Source organism: Stenotrophomonas sp. SMYL41, assembly GCF_036319965.1.
GTDB classification, from domain to species: domain Bacteria; phylum Pseudomonadota; class Gammaproteobacteria; order Xanthomonadales; family Xanthomonadaceae; genus Stenotrophomonas; species Stenotrophomonas maltophilia_R.
This window is the reverse complement of record NZ_JAWIRX010000010.1, coordinates 106,101-124,854: the sequence shown is the minus strand read 5'-3', so window position 1 is coordinate 124,854 and position 18,754 is coordinate 106,101. Positions and strand designations below refer to the sequence as shown.

The following is an 18,754-nucleotide window of genomic DNA, read 5'->3' as shown; positions in this document are numbered from 1 at the left end:
GCAGTAGGCATGCGCAGCAAGCTCGGTGGTGCAGTGGTGGTGGTCTGTGCGGCGCTGATCGGCGCCTGTTCCCAACCGCAACCGCCTGCCGCCGCCGAGCCCACGCAGCCTCTGGATACCCGACCCACCGAGCCACCGGTCGCTGACCCCAGCGAACCGGTGGCCTCGGGCAACACCCCGGTGGCGGCGGACATCGCCGCCATCGCCGGGCTCGGTGCGCAGTTCGACCCGGCCCGCGACCCCGCCGACGATCTGGCCACCGCCAAGGTGGAAGCCCAGCGCGGCAAGAAGCGCATCCTGCTGGAGGTCGGCAACGCCGCCTGTGATCGCTGCCGGGCGCTGGACGACGTGGTGGAAGGCAACGGCGACCTGCGCCGCTTCCGTGATGCCCACTACGTGTGGGTGAAGGTCAACGCCAGCGACGAACAGCCCAATGCCGCCTTCTTCGCCCAATACCCGGTGATGGAACGCGACTACCCGTACCTGCTGGTGCTCGACGCAGATGGTGGCCTGCTGGTGTCGCAGGCGACCGGCGAGCTGCGCAAGGGCGAAGCTTTCCAGCCTGCGCGCGTGACCGCGTTCCTCAAGCAGTGGGCACCTGACAAGCCGGAATAGGATAGTGCCGGCTGCTGGCCGGCAATCCAGGTGGGTGCCGACCGTTGGTCAGCATGCCCTGGTGGGTGCCGACCGTTGGCCGGCATGCCTTGGTGGGTGCCGACCGTTGGTCGGCACTGAGGTGCATCCACGCCCTGCGCGGCTCTACTGCGCGCACCGTCACACTCTCTGAACCGGCGTCTCAACTTCACCGTGAGCACGCCGTTACCGGCAAGGACCTCAGTCGACGCCCTGTCGACGCAACCTACCGGAACGCCCATGCACAGCGACCACGCCGAACGATTGCCCGAACCTGCCAGCGACCTGGCCGAGGGTGGGGCAGGCGAGGGCGTGACCCTGCCGCCGCAGGAGGCGCTGCTGGATGACGCCGGTACCGGCGAGGCCACCGTCGAACTGGCACCGCCACGCCACCGCCTGCCGCAGATCGCGCTGCCCGACAACGTGGTGCTGAAGGGCGCGGTGCAGAAGCTGGTCGAGCAGAAATCGAGGCTCGATACGCTGGCGGCCGAAGGCCAGCTGGCGGGGTTGCTGCCGCCGGAATGGCAGGGTCACGGCGCGCGCGCGATCGAACTGTCCACCTTCATCCAGGGCGTGCTGCCGTTCCTGCAGACCGGCGAGCGTGGCGAAACCGCGCCTGCCCGTCTGCCGGTGCGCCACGTACTGGGGGACGACAGCCGCTGGGGGCTGGACGATGTGTCCGAACCGAAGTCATTGGCCTGGTACCTGGCCAGTGACGAGCGCGCCACCGCCGGCAGCAAGGACGTGGCCGAGGCGTACCTGGTGGGGTCACTGGGGCTGGCGTGGATGCAGGAAGGGCGCAGCCGCCCGGGCTTCCTGCGCGTGATGGGCCAGGACAGCCTGGCGGCGCGGGTGACCATGCTGGGCTACCCGCCGGCCAACGAGCTGGCGCTGTACAGCGTCACCGCGCACGGCCAGCCGCAGATCTGGTGCGTGCATGGCCGCCGTCGCATGCGCCCGCTGGTGGCGCCGTGGCTGAGCGTGCCGCTGCTGACCGCCTACGGCGTGCCGGCACCGGCCGCGTGGCCGTCCAGCTTCCCGCCGGTGGAGGCGGTTGCGGAGCTGCTGGCAACCGCACGCCTGGGACGCGCGCTGCCGGAAGTGGACCTGGGCAAGGTCGTGGCGAAGATCGCCGAAGATGCCGCGTCGGATGCCTGGCAACCGGTCAGCCTGCTGCAGCTCAACACCTGGTCACCGCGCTGGCACTTCTTCCTGGGCACCTTCGTCGGCCTGCCGTCGCTGCTGCTGGTGGCTGCAGCACTGGCGCTGCCGGGGGCCGTCGAAGCGGCCACGGTCGCGGCTTCACTCGGCTTCGCCGGCGGTGCCATCGCCGCGCTGGCAGTGCCGTGGATCCATGCACGCCGCAAGCACCTGAGCTGAAAAAAGGGGACGGAGGGAATTAAGTCGCATCAGGCACATGTGTGCAGATTGCGACTTAATTCCCTCCGTCCCCTTTTTTCTCAGACCCCTTCGCCCATCCGCTCCAGCCCTTCCCCGGCCAGGCGCAGGATCAGTTTTTCCAGCACCTGCTCTTCCTCGTCGCTCAGCACCGACATCAGCTTGCGGGTGATCTCGATCACCATCGGCGCGATGGTCTCATACACCTCGAATCCGGCCGCCGACAGTGCCAGGACCGAGCGGCGGCGGTCGTCGCCGTGGGTCTCGCGCTTGATGAAGCCGCGCTCCAGCAGGCGGGCCACGGCGCGGCTGACCGCCACCTTGTCCATCGCCGTGCGGTCGGAGACCTCGCTGGCCGAGGAGCCCGGGTACAGCGCCAGGATGGTGATCACCCGCCACTCGGGAATCGCCAGGCCGTAACGATCGCCGTACAGCTTGGCGATGTTGCCGCTGACCCGGTTGGACAGCACGCTCAGCCGATACGGCAGGAACTGTTCCAGGTCGAGCAGGACGTGCGAGGCACGCAGGCGGGTCGAGGCGGGATCGGGGCTCATGTTGCGGTGCACCTTGCTGGTGGTTTCAAGTGTAACTATAAGGGGTGGGTCCAGACCCTGCATTCTCGCCGGGTCCCTACCTGCCCGCACCTGGTTTGTACCGATGCGGTACCGATTCGGAGCCACGCCATGAATACCGCAGTCCCGACCGCCTCGCATCCCAACCCCGGCATGCAGGTCACCACCTTCGAGAACCCGATGGGCATCGACGGCTTCGAGTTCGTCGAATTCGCGGCCCCGGCCGGCCGTGGCCAGGAGCTGCACGAGTACTTCCGGAAGATGGGCTTCAGCGCGGTGCTCAAGCACAAGCAGCGTCCGATTACCGTCTATCGCCAGGGCGACGTCAACTTCCTGGTCAATGAAGACCCGGATTCGTTCGCCTCGGACTTCGCCGAAAAGCATGGCCCGTGCGCCTGCGGCTTCGCCATCCGCTTCAAGAAGCCGGGCCAGGAGGTGTACCAGACCGCGCTGGGCAACGGCGCCGAAGCCATCACCTTCAAGCCGGACAGCAAGGCGGTCAGCGCGCCGGTCATCAAGGGCATTGGTGACTGCATGCTCTACCTGGTCGACCGCTACGGCAGCGCCGGCAGCATCTTCGACGGCGACTATGAGCCGATCGCAGGCGCCGACCTGCACCCGTTCGGCTTCGGCCTGACCTTCATCGACCACCTGACCCACAACCTGTACTTCGGCAACATGCAGCAGTGGTCGGACTACTACGAGCGTCTGTTCAACTTCCGCGAGATCCGCTACTTCGACATCAAGGGCCTGAAGACCGGCCTGGTGTCCAAGGCGATGACCGCGCCGGATGGCATCGTACGCATCCCGCTGAACGAATCGTCCGACCCGAAGAGCCAGATCAACGAGTACCTGGATGCCTACAAGGGCGAGGGCATCCAGCACATCGCCTGCTTCACCGAGAACATCTACGAAACCGTCGAAGCGATGCGCGCGCAGGGCGTGGACTTCCTCGACACGCCGGAGACCTACTTCGACGTGATCGACCAGCGTGTTCCGAACCACGGTGAAGACGTGCCGCGCCTGGCGAAGAACAAGATCCTGATCGACGCCGATCCGGAAACCCACCAGCGCAAGCTGCTGCAGATCTTCACCCAGAACTGCATCGGCCCGATCTTCTTCGAGATCATCCAGCGCAAGGGCAACGAAGGCTTCGGCGAAGGCAACTTCACCGCGCTGTTCGAGAGCATCGAGCGCGACCAGATCCGCCGCGGCGTGCTGTAAGGTCCTGGGCGGCGCCGGGGCATTCCCCGGCGCCTGCTTGCCTGTAGAGCCGAGCCATGCCCGGCTGCTTTCCGTTCCGGTCTCGCCGTCTTCCAGGAGCCCCCATGTCCACCGCCATCACCGCCCGCGGCTACCAGTCCGGTTTCGGCAACGAATTCGCCACCGAGGCCGTCCCCGGCGCGCTGCCGGTCGGGCAGAACTCGCCACAGAAGGTGGCCCACGGCCTGTACGCCGAGCAGTTGACTGGAACCGCCTTCACCGCGCCGCGCGGCAGCAATCGCCGTAGCTGGCTGTACCGGATCCGTCCGGCGGTGACCCATGGCGAGTTCACCCCGTTCGCGCAGTCGCAGCTGCAGTGTGATTTCGGCGCCCAGCCGGCTTCGCCGAACCAGCTGCGCTGGAGCCCGCTGCCGCTGCCGGAACTGCCGACCGACTTCGTCGAAGGCCTGTACACGATGGGGGGCAACGGCTCGCCCGATGCGCATGCCGGCGTGGGCATCCACCTCTACGCTGCCAACCGCGACATGGTCGGCCGCTACTTCTACGATGCCGATGGCGAGCTGCTGATCGTCCCGCAGCTGGGCGCGCTGCGCCTGCTGACCGAGCTGGGCGTGGTCGAGATCGAGCCGCAGCAGATCGCGGTGATCCCGCGCGGCGTGCGGTTCCGCGTCGAATTGCCCGACGGCCCGAGCCGCGGCTACATCTGCGAAAACTACGGTGCGCTGCTGAAGCTGCCGGACCTCGGCCCGATTGGTTCCAATGGCCTGGCCAACCCGCGCGACTTCGAGACCCCGCACGCGGCGTTCGAGGATATCGATGGCGATTTCGAGCTCATCGCCAAGTTCGACGGCCGCCTGTGGCATGCACCCATCGACCACTCGCCGCTGGACGTGGTGGCCTGGCACGGCAATTACGCGCCATACCGGTATGACCTGCGCCGCTTCAACACCATCGGTTCGATCAGCTACGACCATCCGGATCCGTCGATCTTCCTGGTACTGCATTCGCCCAGCGACACGCCGGGGACCAGCAACATGGACTTCGCGATCTTCCCGCCGCGCTGGCTGGTGGCGCAGAACACCTTCCGCCCGCCGTGGTTCCACCGCAACATCGCCAGCGAGTTCATGGGCCTGGTGCATGGGGCCTACGATGCCAAGGCCGAAGGCTTCGTGCCGGGCGGCGCATCGCTGCACAACTGCATGAGCGGCCACGGCCCGGATGCCCCGACCTTCGACAAGGCATCCAATGCAGACCTGTCCAAGGCGGACGTGATCAAGGACACGATGGCCTTCATGTTCGAGACCCGCGCGGTGATCCGCCCAAGCGCGCAGGCCTTGGCTGCCGGCCATCGCCAGGGCGACTATCAGCAGTGCTGGAATGGCCTGCGCAACAACTTCCGGTCGTCCCGCTAGCTGGGTGGGTGCCGACCTTGGTCGGCACGGATCCTGACCGTATCCACGCATGGTGTGGATCTACCGGAGGGCGGTCGGGATGTGGAGCCGTAGATCCACGCCATGCGTGGATGATGACCGCCGGAACCTGCGCTTACGCCACTTCGGCGAACGCGTCGCAATGCTCCAGCGGCAGCGCTTCCAGCAGGCGCTGCCGCACGCGCTGGCAATAGCCCTCCGAGGTCAGCCCGGGCAGCATCTGCATCGCCGACTGCAGCCGCTGCAGCACCTCTTCCTCTGCACGCGCCTGTTGCAGGTCGCGGAACAGCGCTGCCGCCTGCGGGTGGCGCTGCATTTCCAGGATGCCCAGCACGTAGATGCGCGCGGCCACCAGCGAGCGGCGGCGTTCGACGGCTGTGCCCGGGGGGGCAGCGGGCGCCGCGGCGGGTATTGCGGGCTGCAGCGGCTCTACCGCGGCAGCCAGCGACGGCGGAGGGGCTGTGGCACCGGTACCGGTGCTCAGGTAGCCGGCCTGCACCAGCTGGATGACCATCGCCGGAGCCTCGGGGCCGAGCAGCCCGGTCAGGTCGGAGATGCTGCGTTGGCCATCGCACAGGATCAGCAACCGGCGCTGGCGCATGTCCAGCGGCGCGCGGTGGGCCTGCAGCGCGGTTCGGGCGAGATCGGTCTTGCGCGGTTGCATGGAAGGGACAGCCAAGTCGGTGCACGCCGAGCCTGAACGAAGGCGATGAAACGGCGATGACAATGCAGTGCCTGCACACGGGATGGGCTAGCGTGCAGCCACCTTCGTGCCAGGGAACCGCATCGATGAAGCACCTTCCGCTTGCTGGTCTGCTGCTGCTTTCGCTCACCGCCTGCGGCGGCCATGACAAACAGGGGGCAGCCGGCAGTGGCAGCGACACCCCGGCCGAAACCGCTTCGGCAACGGGGCCCGCGCAGTCGACGGATCCTGATCTGGCAGCCCGTCCAGCCGATGACCGCCGCGAAGACAGTCCCGCGCGCCTGGATGGCTTCGCCGGTGCAAAGCTGGGCGCTGGTATCGCCGAGGTCCGCAGCGGCTTTGGCACACCGTTGCAGGGGCTGGGCACCGACGCCAGCGGCAAGCCGCTGCCGGCCGACGACGGCAATGACGGCTGCTACGTCCTGCGCCCGCGGGACGCCGAAGACCCGCGCCTGATGATCGAAGGACGCAAGCTGGTGCGCTACGACGTGCGCAGCGCGGCCATTGCCGCACCGGGTGGCGGCAGGGTCGGCATGACCCTGGGCGAGCTGCAGGTGCTGTACCCCGAGCGCGGCGACGTCGGCCCCGACAAGTACGACGAAAAGGCCCAGCACCTGCGCGTGCGTCCGGCGCAGGAGGGTGGGGCGGTGATCGATTTCGCGCTCGGTGCCGATGGCCGGGTGGGTGCCTGGCGCGTCGGGCAGACCCCGCAGGTCGATTATGTGGAGGGCTGCGGCTGATCCTTGATCCACGGCCCAGCCATGCGCGCGGGGCCAGCGTAGAATCGCGCCACGACCGCTGGGGGAGTGCTCGATGATCACCATTGCCATTGCCTGGTTCCTGCTCGGCCTGCTGTTGCTGGCGCTGGGTGGGGACTCCATCGTCAAGGCCGTGTCCGGCCTGGCCCAGCGCTTCGGGGCCAGCCCGTTCACTGCAGGGCTGTTGCTGCTCGGGGTGGCCACCTCGTTGCCGGAACTTGCCGTCAACGCGCGCGCGCTGGCAGTCGGCCAGCCGGAACTGGCACTGGGCAATGCGGTCGGCAGCAGCATCGTCAACCTGGGCTTGACTCTGGCGGTGGCGGCGATTGCCGCGCCCCTGCTGCTGCGCGCGCGCCTGCAGACGGTGCTGTGGTGGTCGCTGCTGGCGGCCGGCGTCCTGCTGATCCTGTTCGGTCTTGATGGTGGCCTGGCGCGCTGGGAGGGCGGCGTGCTGGTGGCCGGCTTCATCGTCGTGCAGGTACTGCTGCTGCGCCGCGGCCGTGTTGAGAGCGCCGAGGTGCAGGCGGCCATCGCCGAATCCGCGCTGAGCCGCACCAGTCTGCCGTTGAACATACTGCGGGTGCTGATTGCCGCGCTGGCACTGTACTGGGGCGCGCGGCTGGTGGTGGGTGCCGCAGCGGACTTCGGCGCGGCATTGGGCTGGACGCCGCTGCTGGTCGGCCTGCTGCCGGTGGCGATCGGCACTGCACTGCCGGAGGTGGCCACGGCCATCGCCGCCGCGCGTCGCGGTCATGGCGACATGGTGCTGGGCCACGTGCTGGGCTCCAGCGTGGTCAACCTGCTGCTGGTGATCGGTGCGATGGCGCTGCTGCAGCCGCTGGCGTTGCCGGCCTCGTTCGTGCGCCTGGAACTGCCGGCGCTGCTGGCGTTCGCGCTGGTGCTGTACCCGATGCTGCGCGGCGACCTGAAGATCAACCGTGGCGAAGGCGGCATCCTGCTGGTCGCGTTCGTCGGCTGGTTCGTGCTGGAGCTGCTGCTGGTGGGCGCACCGGCGTTGTAGATCCACGCCATGCGTGGATGCGGTTGATTTCGTGCCGACCCACGGTCGGCACCCACCACCGAACATCCGGTGGATGCCAACCTTGGTTGGCACTTGGGGAAACGAAGCGCCGACCAAGGTCGGCCTCTACCGATTTACCGGTTCTGCGAGGTCTCTTCTTCCCGCACCGGTTCCGGCGGCGGCAACTGCTCCTCGGCGGCCGGTTCGTTGCCCGGCAGGCTGGGGCGGGTTTCCATCAGCAGCGACAGTGCGGCCTTGGCCATCATGTGGGCGCTGATCGGCGCGGTGATGAACAGGAACACGGTGATCAGCAGCTCGCGCGGCTGCGGGTCCTGGCCCAGGAAGATGTGGTAGCACACCGAACACACCAGCACGCAGCCCACGCCCAGCGTGCTGGCCTTGGTCGGTGCATGCAGGCGCTTGAAGAAGGTGGACAGCTTCACCAGCCCCAGTGCGCCGACCAGGATGAAGAAGCAGCCGAACAGCAGCAGGATCGACAGGCCGATCTGGATCGCGGTGATCATTCGACGATGTCCCGGCGCAGCACGAACTTGCTCAGCACCACGGTGCTGCCGAAGCCCAGCATGGCAATGATCAACGCGGCCTCGAAGTAGATCGGCGAGTTGAGGTACATGCCGAACAACATCAGTTCGGCGATCGCGGTCACCGACAGGGTATCCAGTGCGAGGATGCGGTCGGGCACGGTCGGCCCGCGCAGCAGGCGCCAGGTGGCCAGCAGCATGGCCAGGCCGACCACGTGCATGCACACCACCAGGGTGGTCTGGATGACTTCAAAACCGGTCATGGGAAGATCTCCATCAACGGCGCCTCGTAACGGCGCTTGATCGTATCGATCAGGTCCTGCGGGTCCTCCAGGTGCAGCACGTGCACCAGCAGGAACTTGCGGTCGTCGCTGAGCGCGGCCGAGACCGTGCCCGGGGTCAGGGTGATCATGCTGGTCAGCGCGGCGATGCCGTGGATGTTGGCGATGTCCAGCGGCAGCCAGATGAAGCCCGGGTGGATGTTCTTCTCCGGGCCGAGCACCTGGAGCGCGACGCGGATGTTGGACATCAGGATGTCCCACAGGGTCACGCACAGCAGCTTCGGCAATGGGCGCAGGGTGCCGATGCGGGCGAACTCGCGGTCCAGGCGTGCGGCGAACAGTGGCACCACTACACCCAGCAGCAGCCCCAGCACGATCTGGCCGAGGGTGAAGCTGTCGGACATCAGCAGCCAGAACGCCACCACCATGATGCTGAGCATCGGCGAGGGAATGATGCGGCGGAACAGGGAGCGCTGGGCGGTCATGGCTGGCGGATCTCCGGCGTGGTCGCACGCAGCTGCTGCACATACTCGCTGGGGTGCAGCAGCTGTGCGGCGGTGGCGTCGGTGTAGCGCATCAGCGGTGCGGCAGCCAGGGTCATGCCGATGCCATAGGCCAGCAGCAGGCACGCGGCATACAGCTCGACCCGGCGCAGGCGGGCCTTGCGCGGTTTCGGGGCATCGGCTTCCACCGGCGGCACACGCCAGAACAGGCGGATGCCACCGCGGGTCAGGCCCATGATCACCAGCAGGCTGCTGACCAGCACGGCGGTCCAGACCGGGCCGGTGTACTGCGCCGGCATGCCGGCCAGCAGCGCGGCCTTGGCCAGGAAGCCGGACAGTGGCGGCAGGCCCGCCACCGACACTGCGCCGATCAGGAACAGCACGGCCGGGGTCTCCTTGCCCGGCATCGGCGCGACCACTTCCTTGCGGTCGCTGGCACCGCCACGACGGCGGCGGATCAGATCGGCGATGAGGAACAGCGCAGCGGCCACGAAGCTGCTGTGCGGCAGGTAGTACAGGCCGGCCGAGAGCACCTGCGGCGTGCCCACCGAGAAGGCGATGAACAGGGTGGCTGCCGACACGATCACCAGGTACGAGATCAGCACGCGCAGGCGGGTTGCGGCCAGTGCACCCAGGCCACCCAGCACCAGCGTCGCCACGCCGGCCCACAGCAGCCAGTCGCGGCCATAGCCGGCCATCGCACCGGCATCGTCGCCGAACCACAGCATCTGGATGCGCAGCACCGAGTACAGGCCGACCTTGGTCATGATCGCGAACAGTGCAGCGACGGCCGCCGGTGCGCGCGAATAGGCTTCCGGCAGCCACAGGTACAGCGGCATCAGCGCGGCCTTGGCGCAGAACACCAGCAGCAACAGGCCCATCGTCGCCTTCACCAGGGTCAACTGCTCCGGCGGCACCTCGGCGATGCGCTGCGACAGCTCGGCCATGTTCAGCGAGCCCAGCGACGCGTACAGCAGGCCCAGTGCGATCAGGAACAGGGTCGAGGCGGTGACGTTGAACACCACGTAGTGCAGGCCAATGCGCATGCGCAGGCCACGGCCGCCGCTGAGCAGCAGGCCGTAGGAGGCGATCAGCATCACCTCGAAGAACACGAACAGGTTGAAGATATCGCCGGTCAGGAACGCACCGTTGAGGCCGACCAGCTGGAACTGGAACAGCGCATGGAAATGCGGTGCGCGCCGGTCCCAGCCCGAGCAGGCATGCAGCAGGCAGGGAATGGCCAGCAACAGGGTGGTCAGCAGCATCCATGCCGACAGCCGGTCGGCCACCAGTGCAATGCCCAGCCGCGACGGCCAGTCGCCGAGCAGGTAGACGTTGATGTCACCGCTGGCGGTGGAGGCAAACAGCAGGCCCACCGCCAGCGCCAGCGCCGACAGTGCGGTCCAGGCCACCGCGCGCTGCACCCTGGGGCCATAGCGGCGGTGTTCGACGAACAGCGACAGCGCGGCGCCCAGCAGCGGAATCAGGATCGGCAGGATCACCAGGTGGTTCATGCGCGGTCCTCGCCCTGGCGCGGCGGCACGCCCTCATCCTGCAGGTCGTCATCCGGCTCGTGGGCGTCCACATGGTCGCTGTGGTTGTCGCTGCGGCTGCGCATGGCCAGCACGATGCTCACCGCCGTCATCGCGAAGGCGATCACGATCGCGGTCAGCACCAGCGCCTGCGGCAGCGGGTCGGTGTAGTTGCCGAGGTGGCTGTCCACGCCCTCCTGCAGCACCGGCGCCTTGCCCAGCACCACGCGGCCGCCAGCGAAGATCAGCAGGTTGGTCGCATAGGACAGGAAGGTCATGCCGAGGATCACGTCGAAGCTGCGCGCGCGCAGCAGCAGGTAGATGCCGATGGCGGTCAGCACGCCGATCGCGGTCGCCAGGGCCAGTTCCATCAGTGCATCTCCCCGGTGCGGGCCGAACGGCGTTGCAGGTCGATCTCGCCCTTGCGGGCGGTACGGGTGCGTGAGGGCTTGATCGTGCCCATCATCGACAGCATCAGCATGGCGCCGCCGAATACCACCAGATACACGCCGATATCGAAGCCGATGGCGCTGGCCAGAGGGACCTCGCCGATCAGCGGCAGGTGCAGGTCGAGATGGCCGCTGGTCAGGAAGGGCACGCCGAACAGCATCGATGCACTGCCGCTGAGAATGGCGATCAGCAGGCCCATGCCGATGCAGCGGATGTAGTCGAAGCCGAAGCGCGATTCCACCGATGCAGTGCCCTGGATCACGTACTGGATCAGCAGCGGTACCGCCAGCACCAGGCCGGCGATGAAGCCACCGCCCGGGGCATTGTGGCCGCGCAGGAACAGGAAGATCGACACGGTCAGGGTCAGCGGGAACATGATCTGCGCCAGGTCGGCCGGTACCGGCAGCTTGATCGGCGGGCCGGGCATGATCTGCTCCGGTGCCATCCGCGTGCGCCGCAGCAGGGCATGCACCACCAGCGCGGCGATGCCGAACACGGTGATCTCGCCAAAGGTATCGAAGCCGCGGAAGTCGACCAGGATCACGTTGACCACGTTCTGGCCATAGGCCTCGGGCAGGGCACGGGCGAGCAGCTCGCCGGCCATGGTGTTTGGCGGCAGGGTCATCGCGGAATAGGCCAGTGCGCCAAGCCCGGCACCGGCGATGATCGCGATCACTGCGTCACGGCGCTTGCGCCAGCGCGGCCGCTCCGGCCCGGACTGCGCCGGCAGGTAGTTCATGCCCAGCAGCATCAGTACCAGGGTCACCATCTCCACCAGCAGCTGGGTCAGGGCCAGGTCGGGCGCGGACAGGAACACGAAGGTCAGCGCCACCATCAGGCCGACGCCGCCGACCAGCAGCACCGCCAGCAGGCGCTGCTTGTAGATGCGCAGGGTGGCGACCGCGCAGGCCATCATCACCAGCCACAGTGCCCAGCCCAGCAACGGAATCGGCTGCGGCGCGGTCCAGTCCGGCGAGGCCGGGTTGGCTACGAACGGCGCGGCGGCGACCACGATCGCCACCAGCACCAGGCCCAGCAGCATGCGCTGCAGGCTGCCATTGGCGATGCCGTTGGTCAGGCGCATGGCCAGCGCGGAAACCGCATCCAGCTGCGCATGGAATACGTTGCGACCGGTGCTGACGTTGGTTACGTCGTGCAGGTTGATCAGCTTGCGCAGCCCGAAGTACAGCACCACGCCCCCGACCACGCCCATCGCGCTCATCGCCAGCGGCAGGTTGAAGCCGTGCCACACCGCCAGGCTGTACTCGGGCATCGCCGGGCCGAGGATCGACGCCGCGGCGGCATGCAGCACCGGTGCCACCGTCAGCGCCGGGGCCACGCCCACCGCCACGCAGATCACCACCAGCAGTTCCACCGGCACCTTCATCCAGCGCGGCGGCTCATGCGGCACGCGGTCCAGATCGTGCGGGCCGGGGCCGAAGAAGGTGTCGTGCACGAAGCGCAGGCTGTAGGCCACGCCGAACACACCGGCCAGCAGCGCGGCGATCGACACGGCCGCGCGCATGATGCCCGGTCCGCCCGCGGTAATGGCTTCGGCGAACAGCATTTCCTTGGACAGGAACCCGTTGAGCAGCGGGATGCCGGCCATCGCCAGCGAGGCGATGATCGCCAGCGCGCTGGTGAACGGCATCAGCCTGCGCAGCCCCCCCAGCTTGCGCATGTCACGGGTGCCGGTCTCGTGGTCGATGATGCCGGCGGCCATGAACAGCGAGGCCTTGAAGGTGGCGTGGTTGAGGATGTGGAACACGCCGGCGACCACCGCCATCGGCGTGGACAGCCCGAACAGCAGGGTGATCAGGCCCAGGTGGGAAATGGTCGAGTACGCCAGCAGGCCCTTCAGGTCATGCTGGAAGATCGCGTTCCAGGCGCCGATCAGCAGGGTCAGCGCGCCGATACCGCTGACCGTATAGAAGAACAGATCGCTGCCGGCCAGTGCCGGATGCAGCCGCGCCAGCAGGAACACGCCGGCCTTCACCATGGTGGCCGAGTGCAGGTAGGCCGACACCGGGGTCGGCGCCGCCATCGCGTGCGGCAGCCAGAAGTGGAACGGGAACTGCGCGCTCTTGGTGAAGATGCCGGCCAGCACCAGGAACAGGGCGTACGGGTACAGTGCGCTGGCGCGGATCTGCTCGCCGGCGGCCAGCACCACGTCCAGGTCGAAGCTGCCGACGATGCGGCCGATCAGCAGCACGCCACCGAGCAGGGCCAGGCCGCCGCCGCCGGTGATCACCAGCGCCATGCGTGCGCCTTCGCGGGCATCCTGGCGGTGTGACCAGAAGCCGATCAGCAGGAACGAGCTGATGCTGGTCATTTCCCAGAAGATCATCAGCAACAGCAGGTTGCCCGACAGCACCATGCCCAGCATGGCACCCATGAACAGCAGCAGATAGCAGTAGAACCGGTGCGCGTTGTCCTGCTGGCTCAGGTAGTAGCGCGCATACAACACCACCAGCGCGCCGATGCCGAGCACCAGCCCGGCGAACATCCAGGCCAGCCCGTCCAGGCGCAGGGTGAAGTCCAGCCCGATCTGCGGCAGCCAGGGCACCAGGGTGCGGACCACCTGGTCATCGAGTACGGACGGGGTCAGCCAGCCGAGGATGGCCAGCCCACCCAACGGCGCCAGCGCCGCCAGCCAGGCAGCAGTCGAGCGCGAACTACGGGGGAAGGCCGCAACAGCCGCTGCCATCAGGAACGGCAGGGCCAGCAGCAGGGGCAGGCTGGGGAGCATGCAGGGAATCCATGATTCACGAGCAGGTCAGGGAGGATAACAGGCTGCGAAATGTCGCCGAAACCCATCGAACAGCGATCAATTGCATGTAACGTTCGCTGATTCATTTTTTCTGCGGCGCAACATCACGTTCCCGCATCACTTCCCTGGTTGCCCTCAGGGGACACCCTACGCCCACGCAGGGAGACCGCAGGCCCTGTCGCACAGGGGCTGCCGTAGACGGGCGGGCGATGGGGAGCGGATCACCGGCGCAGGCTCGCAGGGGTCCCGTGGACTACGGGTGACGGAATCCGCCCGTTCAGGAAACGACGGTCGCTGTCGGCCACCACCAGGTCAGTAGCGCCAGTCGAGCTTGCGGTAGACCTTGGCCATCACCCAGGCCGGGCCGATCAGCAGGTAGGTCAGGTCGGTCAGGAAGCTGGGCTTGCGGCCCTCGAACGTGTGGCCGATGAACTGCGCGATCCAGGCCACCACGAACACGCCCACCGCCAGCCAGCGCAGGGCCTGCAGGCCGATCTCGGCCTCCAGCAGCCGGCACAGGCAGCCGAACACGAAGAACTGGATGAGCATGCCGATGCCCAGCGGGCGCGACAGCTTGTTGTAAAAGCACCAGGCGCTGAACATCGCGAACGCCGACCAGATGCCGTACTGGAACCAGGTGATCAGCGGTGGCAGGCACCACAGCAGGGCCACCACCGACCACAGGATCGCCGGGACCGCCACCACGTGGATGCGCTGGTTGATCACATTGCGGTGGTCGTCGGAGTAGCTGGCGAAATAGCGGTCGATCGGCCGCGCAAGCTCGGTGGATGTCTGCATGCGGCCAGCATACTCCCGCCGGGGCCCGTCAGTGGAGCCAGGCCATGCCTGGCTGCAGGTTCACGGGGTTGCCGGCCAGCGGCCGGCACTACCGCATTCAGGACGCCCCCCGCCTTTCCGGCCGGGGGGCGCGCAGGGGATCAGTCGACGCTGATCCCGGCCAGGCGCTGCAGCGCCTCGGCGTACTTGGCGCGGGTGCGCTCGATGATCTCTGCCGGGATGCCCGGGCCCGGGGCGGTCTTGCCCCAGTCCAGCGTCTCCAGGTAATCGCGCACGAACTGCTTGTCGTAGCTCGGCGGGCTGGTGCCCACTTCGTACTCGTCGGCCGGCCAGTAACGCGAGGAGTCCGGCGTCAGCATCTCGTCCATGATGTACAGGCGGCCATCGGCATCGGTACCGAATTCGAACTTGGTATCGGCCAGGATGATGCCGCGCTCGCGGGCGTAATCGGCCGCGAACTTGTAGATGCGCAGGGTGGCATCGCGCACGCGCTCGGCCAACTCGGCGCCGACCTGCTTCACCATCGCATCGAAGTCGATGTTCTCGTCGTGGTCGCCGACAGCGGCCTTGGTCGAGGGGGTGAAGATCGGCTCGGGCAGCTGCTCGGCCTGGCGCAGGCCGTCGGGCAGGTCGATGCCACTGACCTTGCCGGTGCGCTGGTAGTCCTTCCAGCCGCTTCCGATCAGGTAGCCGCGGGCGATCGCTTCCACCGGCACTGGCTTCAGCTTGCGGGTGACCACCGCGCGCTTGGCGTACAGGGCCGGGTCCACGCCTTCGGGCAGCACGCTGGCCACGTCGATGCCGGTCAGGTGGTTGGGCATCAGGTGCGCGGTCTTGGCGAACCAGAAATTGGAGACCTGGCAGAGCATCTCGCCCTTGCCCGGGATCGGGTCGGGCAGGACCACGTCGAACGCCGACAGGCGATCGGTGGCCACCATCAGCAGGTACTCGCCCGGCGGGGTTCCGGCGGGCAGCCGCTCGCGCGGGATATCGAACACATCACGCACCTTGCCGCGATGGCGCAAGGGCAGGCCGGGGAGATCGGATTGCAACAGCGTGGTTGGCACGGGCACTCCTGGGGCGTTGTCGATACGGCTGCTGCCCAACGGACCCGGCGGGCCCGCTGACCAGCGGGCGGCCTAGTGTAAAGCGGTCCGGGCCCGCTGTGACGTAAAATGAGCGTCCATTTCGTCGGTCGACCCCGGAGCGCCATGCGCTGGTACGGAAAACTGCTCGGATTCATCGCCGGCGCCCTGCTGTTCCGGCCCAATCCGCTGTTCGGCGCGGTGGTCGGCCTGCTGATCGGCCACGCCTTCGACTCGGACTGGTTCCGCCTGAACAAGGAGAACCCGTACCGGGAGCTGGGGCTGACCTCCGAGGCCACCGATGCCGAGGTCGAGCGCGCCTACCGCAAGCTGATCTCGCAGTACCACCCCGACAAGCTTGGCGGCGCCGCCCCCGAGCTGCAGCAGCAGGCCGAGCAGAAGTCGCGGCGGATCAATGCCGCCTACGACCGCATCAAGACCCTGCGCAAGCGCTGACCCCTTTCCCCTCGTAGCAAGGCCCGGCCATGTCCCACTGCCTCATCGCCCCCTCCATCCTGTCCGCCAACTTCGCCCGCCTCGGCGAGGAAGTCGACAACGTCCTCGCCGCCGGCGCGGACTGGGTCCACTTCGACGTGATGGACAACCACTACGTGCCGAACCTGACCATCGGCCCGATGGTCTGCCAGGCGCTGCGCAAGCACGGCGTAACCGCACCGATCGACGTGCACCTGATGGTCGAGCCGGTGGACCGCATCATCCCGGACTTCGCCGAAGCCGGTGCCACCTACATCAGCTTCCACCCGGAGGCCAGCCGCCACGTGCACCGCACCATCCAGCTGATCCGCTCACTGGGCTGCAAGCCGGGCATCGTGCTCAATCCGGCCACCCCGGTGGACATTCTCGACTGGGTGCTGGATGACCTGGACCTGGTGCTGCTGATGTCGGTCAACCCGGGCTTCGGTGGCCAGGCCTTCATTCCCTCGGCGCTGGACAAGCTGAAAGTGGTGCGCAAGATGATCGATGCCAGCGGCAAGGACATCCGCCTCGAGATCGACGGCGGCGTGAAGGCCGACAACATCGGCGAGATCGCGGCCGCCGGCGCCGACACCTTCGTCGCTGGCTCGGCCATCTTCAATGCCAAGACCAGCTACCAGGACGTGATCGCGCAGATGCGCGCCAACGTTGCTGCAACCCGCTGACAAAAACGGGAGGAAGGGGATTAAGCTCGCCGGATCCCCTCCTTCCCCGTTTGCGCACATGTCACTGCTGAACATCCGCCCGGCCACTGTGGCCGATGCTGGCCTGATCCTGCATTTCATCCGCGAACTGGCCATCTACGAGAAGGCCGAGCATTCGGTGCAGACCGACGAGATCGGCATCGCCGAAAGCCTGTTCGGCACCGATGCCACGGCGCGCGCGCTGATCTGCGAAGCCGACGGTGAAGCGATCGGCTATGCGGTGTACTTCTACAACTACTCCACCTGGCTGGGCCGCAAGGGCATCTACCTGGAAGACCTGTACGTCAGCCAGGAAAAGCGCGGCGCCGGTGCCGGCAAGGCGCTGTTGAAGTACATCGCGCGCCAGGCCGTGGCCGAAGGCTGCGGTCGCTTCGAATGGTCGGTGCTGGACTGGAACACCCCGGCCATCGAGTTCTACACCGCTGCTGGCGCCACGCCCCAGGATGAGTGGACCGTGTACCGGTTACAGGGGCAGGCGCTGCACGATTTCGCCAACGGTTGAGGCGCATGGTGGGTGCGAACCCAGCCGGGTGGGGGCGAACCTTGGTTCGCACTCCCAGCGCACCCAAAAAAAAAGCCACGCCAATCACTGGCGTGGCCTCGCTGCATGCGTGGGAGGCTGATCCTGCCTCCATCCGTCGTCCCTGCTATGGCCTTCCATTCTCCGGTAGCTGAATGACACCTGCGTGACATTCACTGCGGACAGACAGCGCATTGCTAGCCTGTCCGCCCCCGACCTGGAAGCACCGCATGACCACCCCGCGCTGGCGCCTGATCCTCAACGGAAAATCCGCAGGCAATGACGAGCTGCGCGACGCCGTCGGCCACTGGCGCGGGCAGGGCGTGCAGCTGGACGTGCGGGTGACCTGGGAGGACGGTGACGCCGAGCGCTACGTGGCCGAGGCCATCGATCATGGCGTGGACGTGATCGTCGCTGCCGGTGGTGATGGCACGCTCAGTGCCGTGGCGGAGACGCTGGCGCACCGCGAGGAAGCAGCCGATGCGCTGCCATCGCTGGCACTGATCCCGATGGGGACCGCCAACGATTTCGCTACCTCGGCTGGCATCCCGACCGCGCCGAAGGAGGCCTTTGCATTGATCGCGCAGGCCCTGCCGCATGCCATCGATCTGCTGCGCGTGGACGCCGATGGCGTGCAATGGTGGTGCGCCAATCTCGCCAGCGGTGGCTTCGGCACGCAGGTGACGGTGGAGACCGATGCCGGCTTGAAGAAGATGCTGGGTGGGCTGGCCTACGTCATCACCGGTATCGCCAAGCTCGGGAGGATCGAACCGATCAGCGCGCGCCTGTCGGGTCCGGACTTCGCGTGGGAGGGTGACTTCATCGCGCTCGGCATCGGCAACGGCCGCCAGGCCGGCGGTGGCCAGCAGTTGTGTCCGCAGGCACTGATCGACGATGGCCTGCTGGACGTGACGGTGCTTCCGGAGCTGGAAGGTGAAGTCACCGCCACGCTCGGCCAGATGCTGAAGTCCGGCACCCAGGCCGCACTCGAACAGCTGGCCACGCGCGCGCGGCTGCCGTGGCTGCAGGTGGAATCCGAGCGCCCGTTGACGCTCAACCTGGATGGCGAGCCGGTGCAGGCCCGCCACTTCCGCATCGAGTGCGTGCCGGGCAGGGTGAGGATGCACCTGCCGGCCGGCTGCCCGTTGCTGGCCGGTGCATCCGCCGCGAACGCCACGGCGTAGCGGCGGTCTCCGTAGTCGTCCCGGGCGTCCCGTGGTTCAGTTTCACAGGGTTCCCCTCCCGTCCAAGCTGCGATACAGTCAAGGGGTGTCCAGCCTGACGACCCCGCATACCCTTTCTTCCGCACGCCGTTGGTGGCGATGGTGGCCCGTT

The 18,754-nt window shown here is 67.4% G+C and carries 20 protein-coding genes; 10 read left to right on the top strand and 10 right to left on the bottom strand.

From position 1 onward, the window contains the following. Positions 1-9 precede the first annotated feature (9 nt). Both V3B30_RS13500 and V3B30_RS13495 read left to right on the top strand, forming a co-directional pair. Positions 10-615 (top strand): thioredoxin family protein, encoded by a 606-nt coding sequence (locus V3B30_RS13500; RefSeq protein WP_262083613.1) that lies wholly within the window; start codon positions 10-12, stop codon positions 613-615. A 258-nt stretch (positions 616-873) separates the two neighbouring features. Continuing rightward, positions 874-2,013, top strand: a complete 1,140-nt coding sequence (locus V3B30_RS13495) for a hypothetical protein (protein ID WP_262083612.1) — start codon at positions 874-876, stop codon at positions 2,011-2,013. An 80-nt stretch (positions 2,014-2,093) separates the two neighbouring features. Here the strand turns inward: V3B30_RS13495 and V3B30_RS13490 are convergent, their stop codons facing one another. Beyond that, a complete protein-coding gene (locus tag V3B30_RS13490) occupies positions 2,094-2,585 on the bottom strand; it encodes a MarR family winged helix-turn-helix transcriptional regulator (RefSeq protein WP_057501376.1) in 492 nt (163 codons plus the stop codon). A 129-nt stretch (positions 2,586-2,714) separates the two neighbouring features. Here V3B30_RS13490 and hppD point away from each other — a divergent pair, with 129 nt between their 5' ends. Together hppD and hmgA are read left to right on the top strand one after the other, a co-directional pair. Further along, the gene (gene hppD / locus V3B30_RS13485; RefSeq protein ID WP_202908132.1) at positions 2,715-3,827 is read left to right on the top strand and encodes a 4-hydroxyphenylpyruvate dioxygenase; all 1,113 of its coding nucleotides are present in this window, start codon (positions 2,715-2,717) and stop codon (positions 3,825-3,827) included. A 104-nt stretch (positions 3,828-3,931) separates the two neighbouring features. Continuing rightward, entirely contained in the window at positions 3,932-5,239 is a 1,308-nt protein-coding gene (gene hmgA, locus V3B30_RS13480; protein ID WP_262083611.1) for a homogentisate 1,2-dioxygenase, read from the top strand. Positions 5,240-5,372: 133 nt separating this feature from the next. Here hmgA and V3B30_RS13475 read toward each other — a convergent pair whose 3' ends face one another. Continuing rightward, on the bottom strand, positions 5,373-5,921 hold the full coding sequence (locus V3B30_RS13475) for a hypothetical protein (protein WP_262083610.1): 549 nt from the start codon (positions 5,919-5,921) through the stop codon (positions 5,373-5,375). A gap of 125 nt (positions 5,922-6,046) precedes the next feature. On the opposite strand from V3B30_RS13475, the gene V3B30_RS13470 reads away from it, so the two are divergent. Both V3B30_RS13470 and V3B30_RS13465 read left to right on the top strand, forming a co-directional pair. Then, positions 6,047-6,700, top strand: coding sequence for a hypothetical protein (locus V3B30_RS13470; RefSeq protein ID WP_262083609.1), 654 nt, complete (start codon positions 6,047-6,049; stop codon positions 6,698-6,700). A gap of 73 nt (positions 6,701-6,773) precedes the next feature. After that, a complete protein-coding gene (locus tag V3B30_RS13465; RefSeq protein WP_100474237.1) occupies positions 6,774-7,739 on the top strand; it encodes a sodium:calcium antiporter in 966 nt (321 codons plus the stop codon). A 134-nt stretch (positions 7,740-7,873) separates the two neighbouring features. On the opposite strand, the gene V3B30_RS13460 is transcribed toward V3B30_RS13465, so the two are convergent. The 8 genes from V3B30_RS13460 to V3B30_RS13425 form a co-directional block, all read right to left on the bottom strand. Further along, the gene (locus V3B30_RS13460) at positions 7,874-8,263 is read right to left on the bottom strand and encodes a Na+/H+ antiporter subunit G (RefSeq protein ID WP_100474234.1); all 390 of its coding nucleotides are present in this window, start codon (positions 8,261-8,263) and stop codon (positions 7,874-7,876) included. Further along, positions 8,260-8,544: a K+/H+ antiporter subunit F gene (locus V3B30_RS13455; protein ID WP_005411334.1), complete on the bottom strand. Its 285-nt coding sequence runs from the start codon at positions 8,542-8,544 to the stop codon at positions 8,260-8,262. Before V3B30_RS13455 ends, V3B30_RS13460 begins: the two co-directional genes overlap by 4 nt. Continuing rightward, positions 8,541-9,047: a Na+/H+ antiporter subunit E gene (locus tag V3B30_RS13450; protein ID WP_100474231.1), complete on the bottom strand. Its 507-nt coding sequence runs from the start codon at positions 9,045-9,047 to the stop codon at positions 8,541-8,543. Before V3B30_RS13450 ends, V3B30_RS13455 begins: the two co-directional genes overlap by 4 nt. Further along, entirely contained in the window at positions 9,044-10,579 is a 1,536-nt protein-coding gene (locus tag V3B30_RS13445; RefSeq protein WP_262083608.1) for a monovalent cation/H+ antiporter subunit D, read from the bottom strand. Before V3B30_RS13445 ends, V3B30_RS13450 begins: the two co-directional genes overlap by 4 nt. Next, entirely contained in the window at positions 10,576-10,968 is a 393-nt protein-coding gene (locus V3B30_RS13440) for a Na+/H+ antiporter subunit C (RefSeq protein ID WP_049423184.1), read from the bottom strand. The genes V3B30_RS13445 and V3B30_RS13440 overlap by 4 nt, the downstream gene beginning before the upstream one ends. Beyond that, positions 10,968-13,796, bottom strand: a complete 2,829-nt coding sequence (locus V3B30_RS13435) for a monovalent cation/H+ antiporter subunit A (RefSeq protein ID WP_100474225.1) — start codon at positions 13,794-13,796, stop codon at positions 10,968-10,970. Before V3B30_RS13435 ends, V3B30_RS13440 begins: the two co-directional genes overlap by 1 nt. A 333-nt stretch (positions 13,797-14,129) precedes the next feature. After that, positions 14,130-14,615, bottom strand: a complete 486-nt coding sequence (locus V3B30_RS13430) for an Mpo1-like protein (protein ID WP_100474222.1) — start codon at positions 14,613-14,615, stop codon at positions 14,130-14,132. A 140-nt stretch (positions 14,616-14,755) separates the two neighbouring features. Next, the gene (locus V3B30_RS13425) at positions 14,756-15,682 is read right to left on the bottom strand and encodes a phosphoribosylaminoimidazolesuccinocarboxamide synthase (protein ID WP_162292088.1); all 927 of its coding nucleotides are present in this window, start codon (positions 15,680-15,682) and stop codon (positions 14,756-14,758) included. A 144-nt stretch (positions 15,683-15,826) separates the two neighbouring features. Between V3B30_RS13425 and V3B30_RS13420 the strand changes: the two genes are divergently transcribed. From V3B30_RS13420 to yegS, 4 genes are all read left to right on the top strand, one after another. Next, the gene (locus V3B30_RS13420) at positions 15,827-16,156 is read left to right on the top strand and encodes a DnaJ domain-containing protein (RefSeq protein ID WP_005411327.1); all 330 of its coding nucleotides are present in this window, start codon (positions 15,827-15,829) and stop codon (positions 16,154-16,156) included. Between the two features lie 29 nt (positions 16,157-16,185). Continuing rightward, a complete protein-coding gene (gene rpe / locus V3B30_RS13415) occupies positions 16,186-16,860 on the top strand; it encodes a ribulose-phosphate 3-epimerase (protein ID WP_100474216.1) in 675 nt (224 codons plus the stop codon). A 58-nt stretch (positions 16,861-16,918) separates the two neighbouring features. Beyond that, positions 16,919-17,401 carry a GNAT family N-acetyltransferase gene (locus V3B30_RS13410; protein ID WP_262083607.1) on the top strand — a complete coding sequence of 161 codons (483 nt, stop codon included), beginning with the start codon at positions 16,919-16,921 and terminating at the stop codon, positions 17,399-17,401. A gap of 248 nt (positions 17,402-17,649) precedes the next feature. Further along, the gene (yegS, locus tag V3B30_RS13405; RefSeq protein WP_262083606.1) at positions 17,650-18,603 is read left to right on the top strand and encodes a lipid kinase YegS; all 954 of its coding nucleotides are present in this window, start codon (positions 17,650-17,652) and stop codon (positions 18,601-18,603) included. The last annotated feature ends 151 nt before the right edge of the window (positions 18,604-18,754 follow it).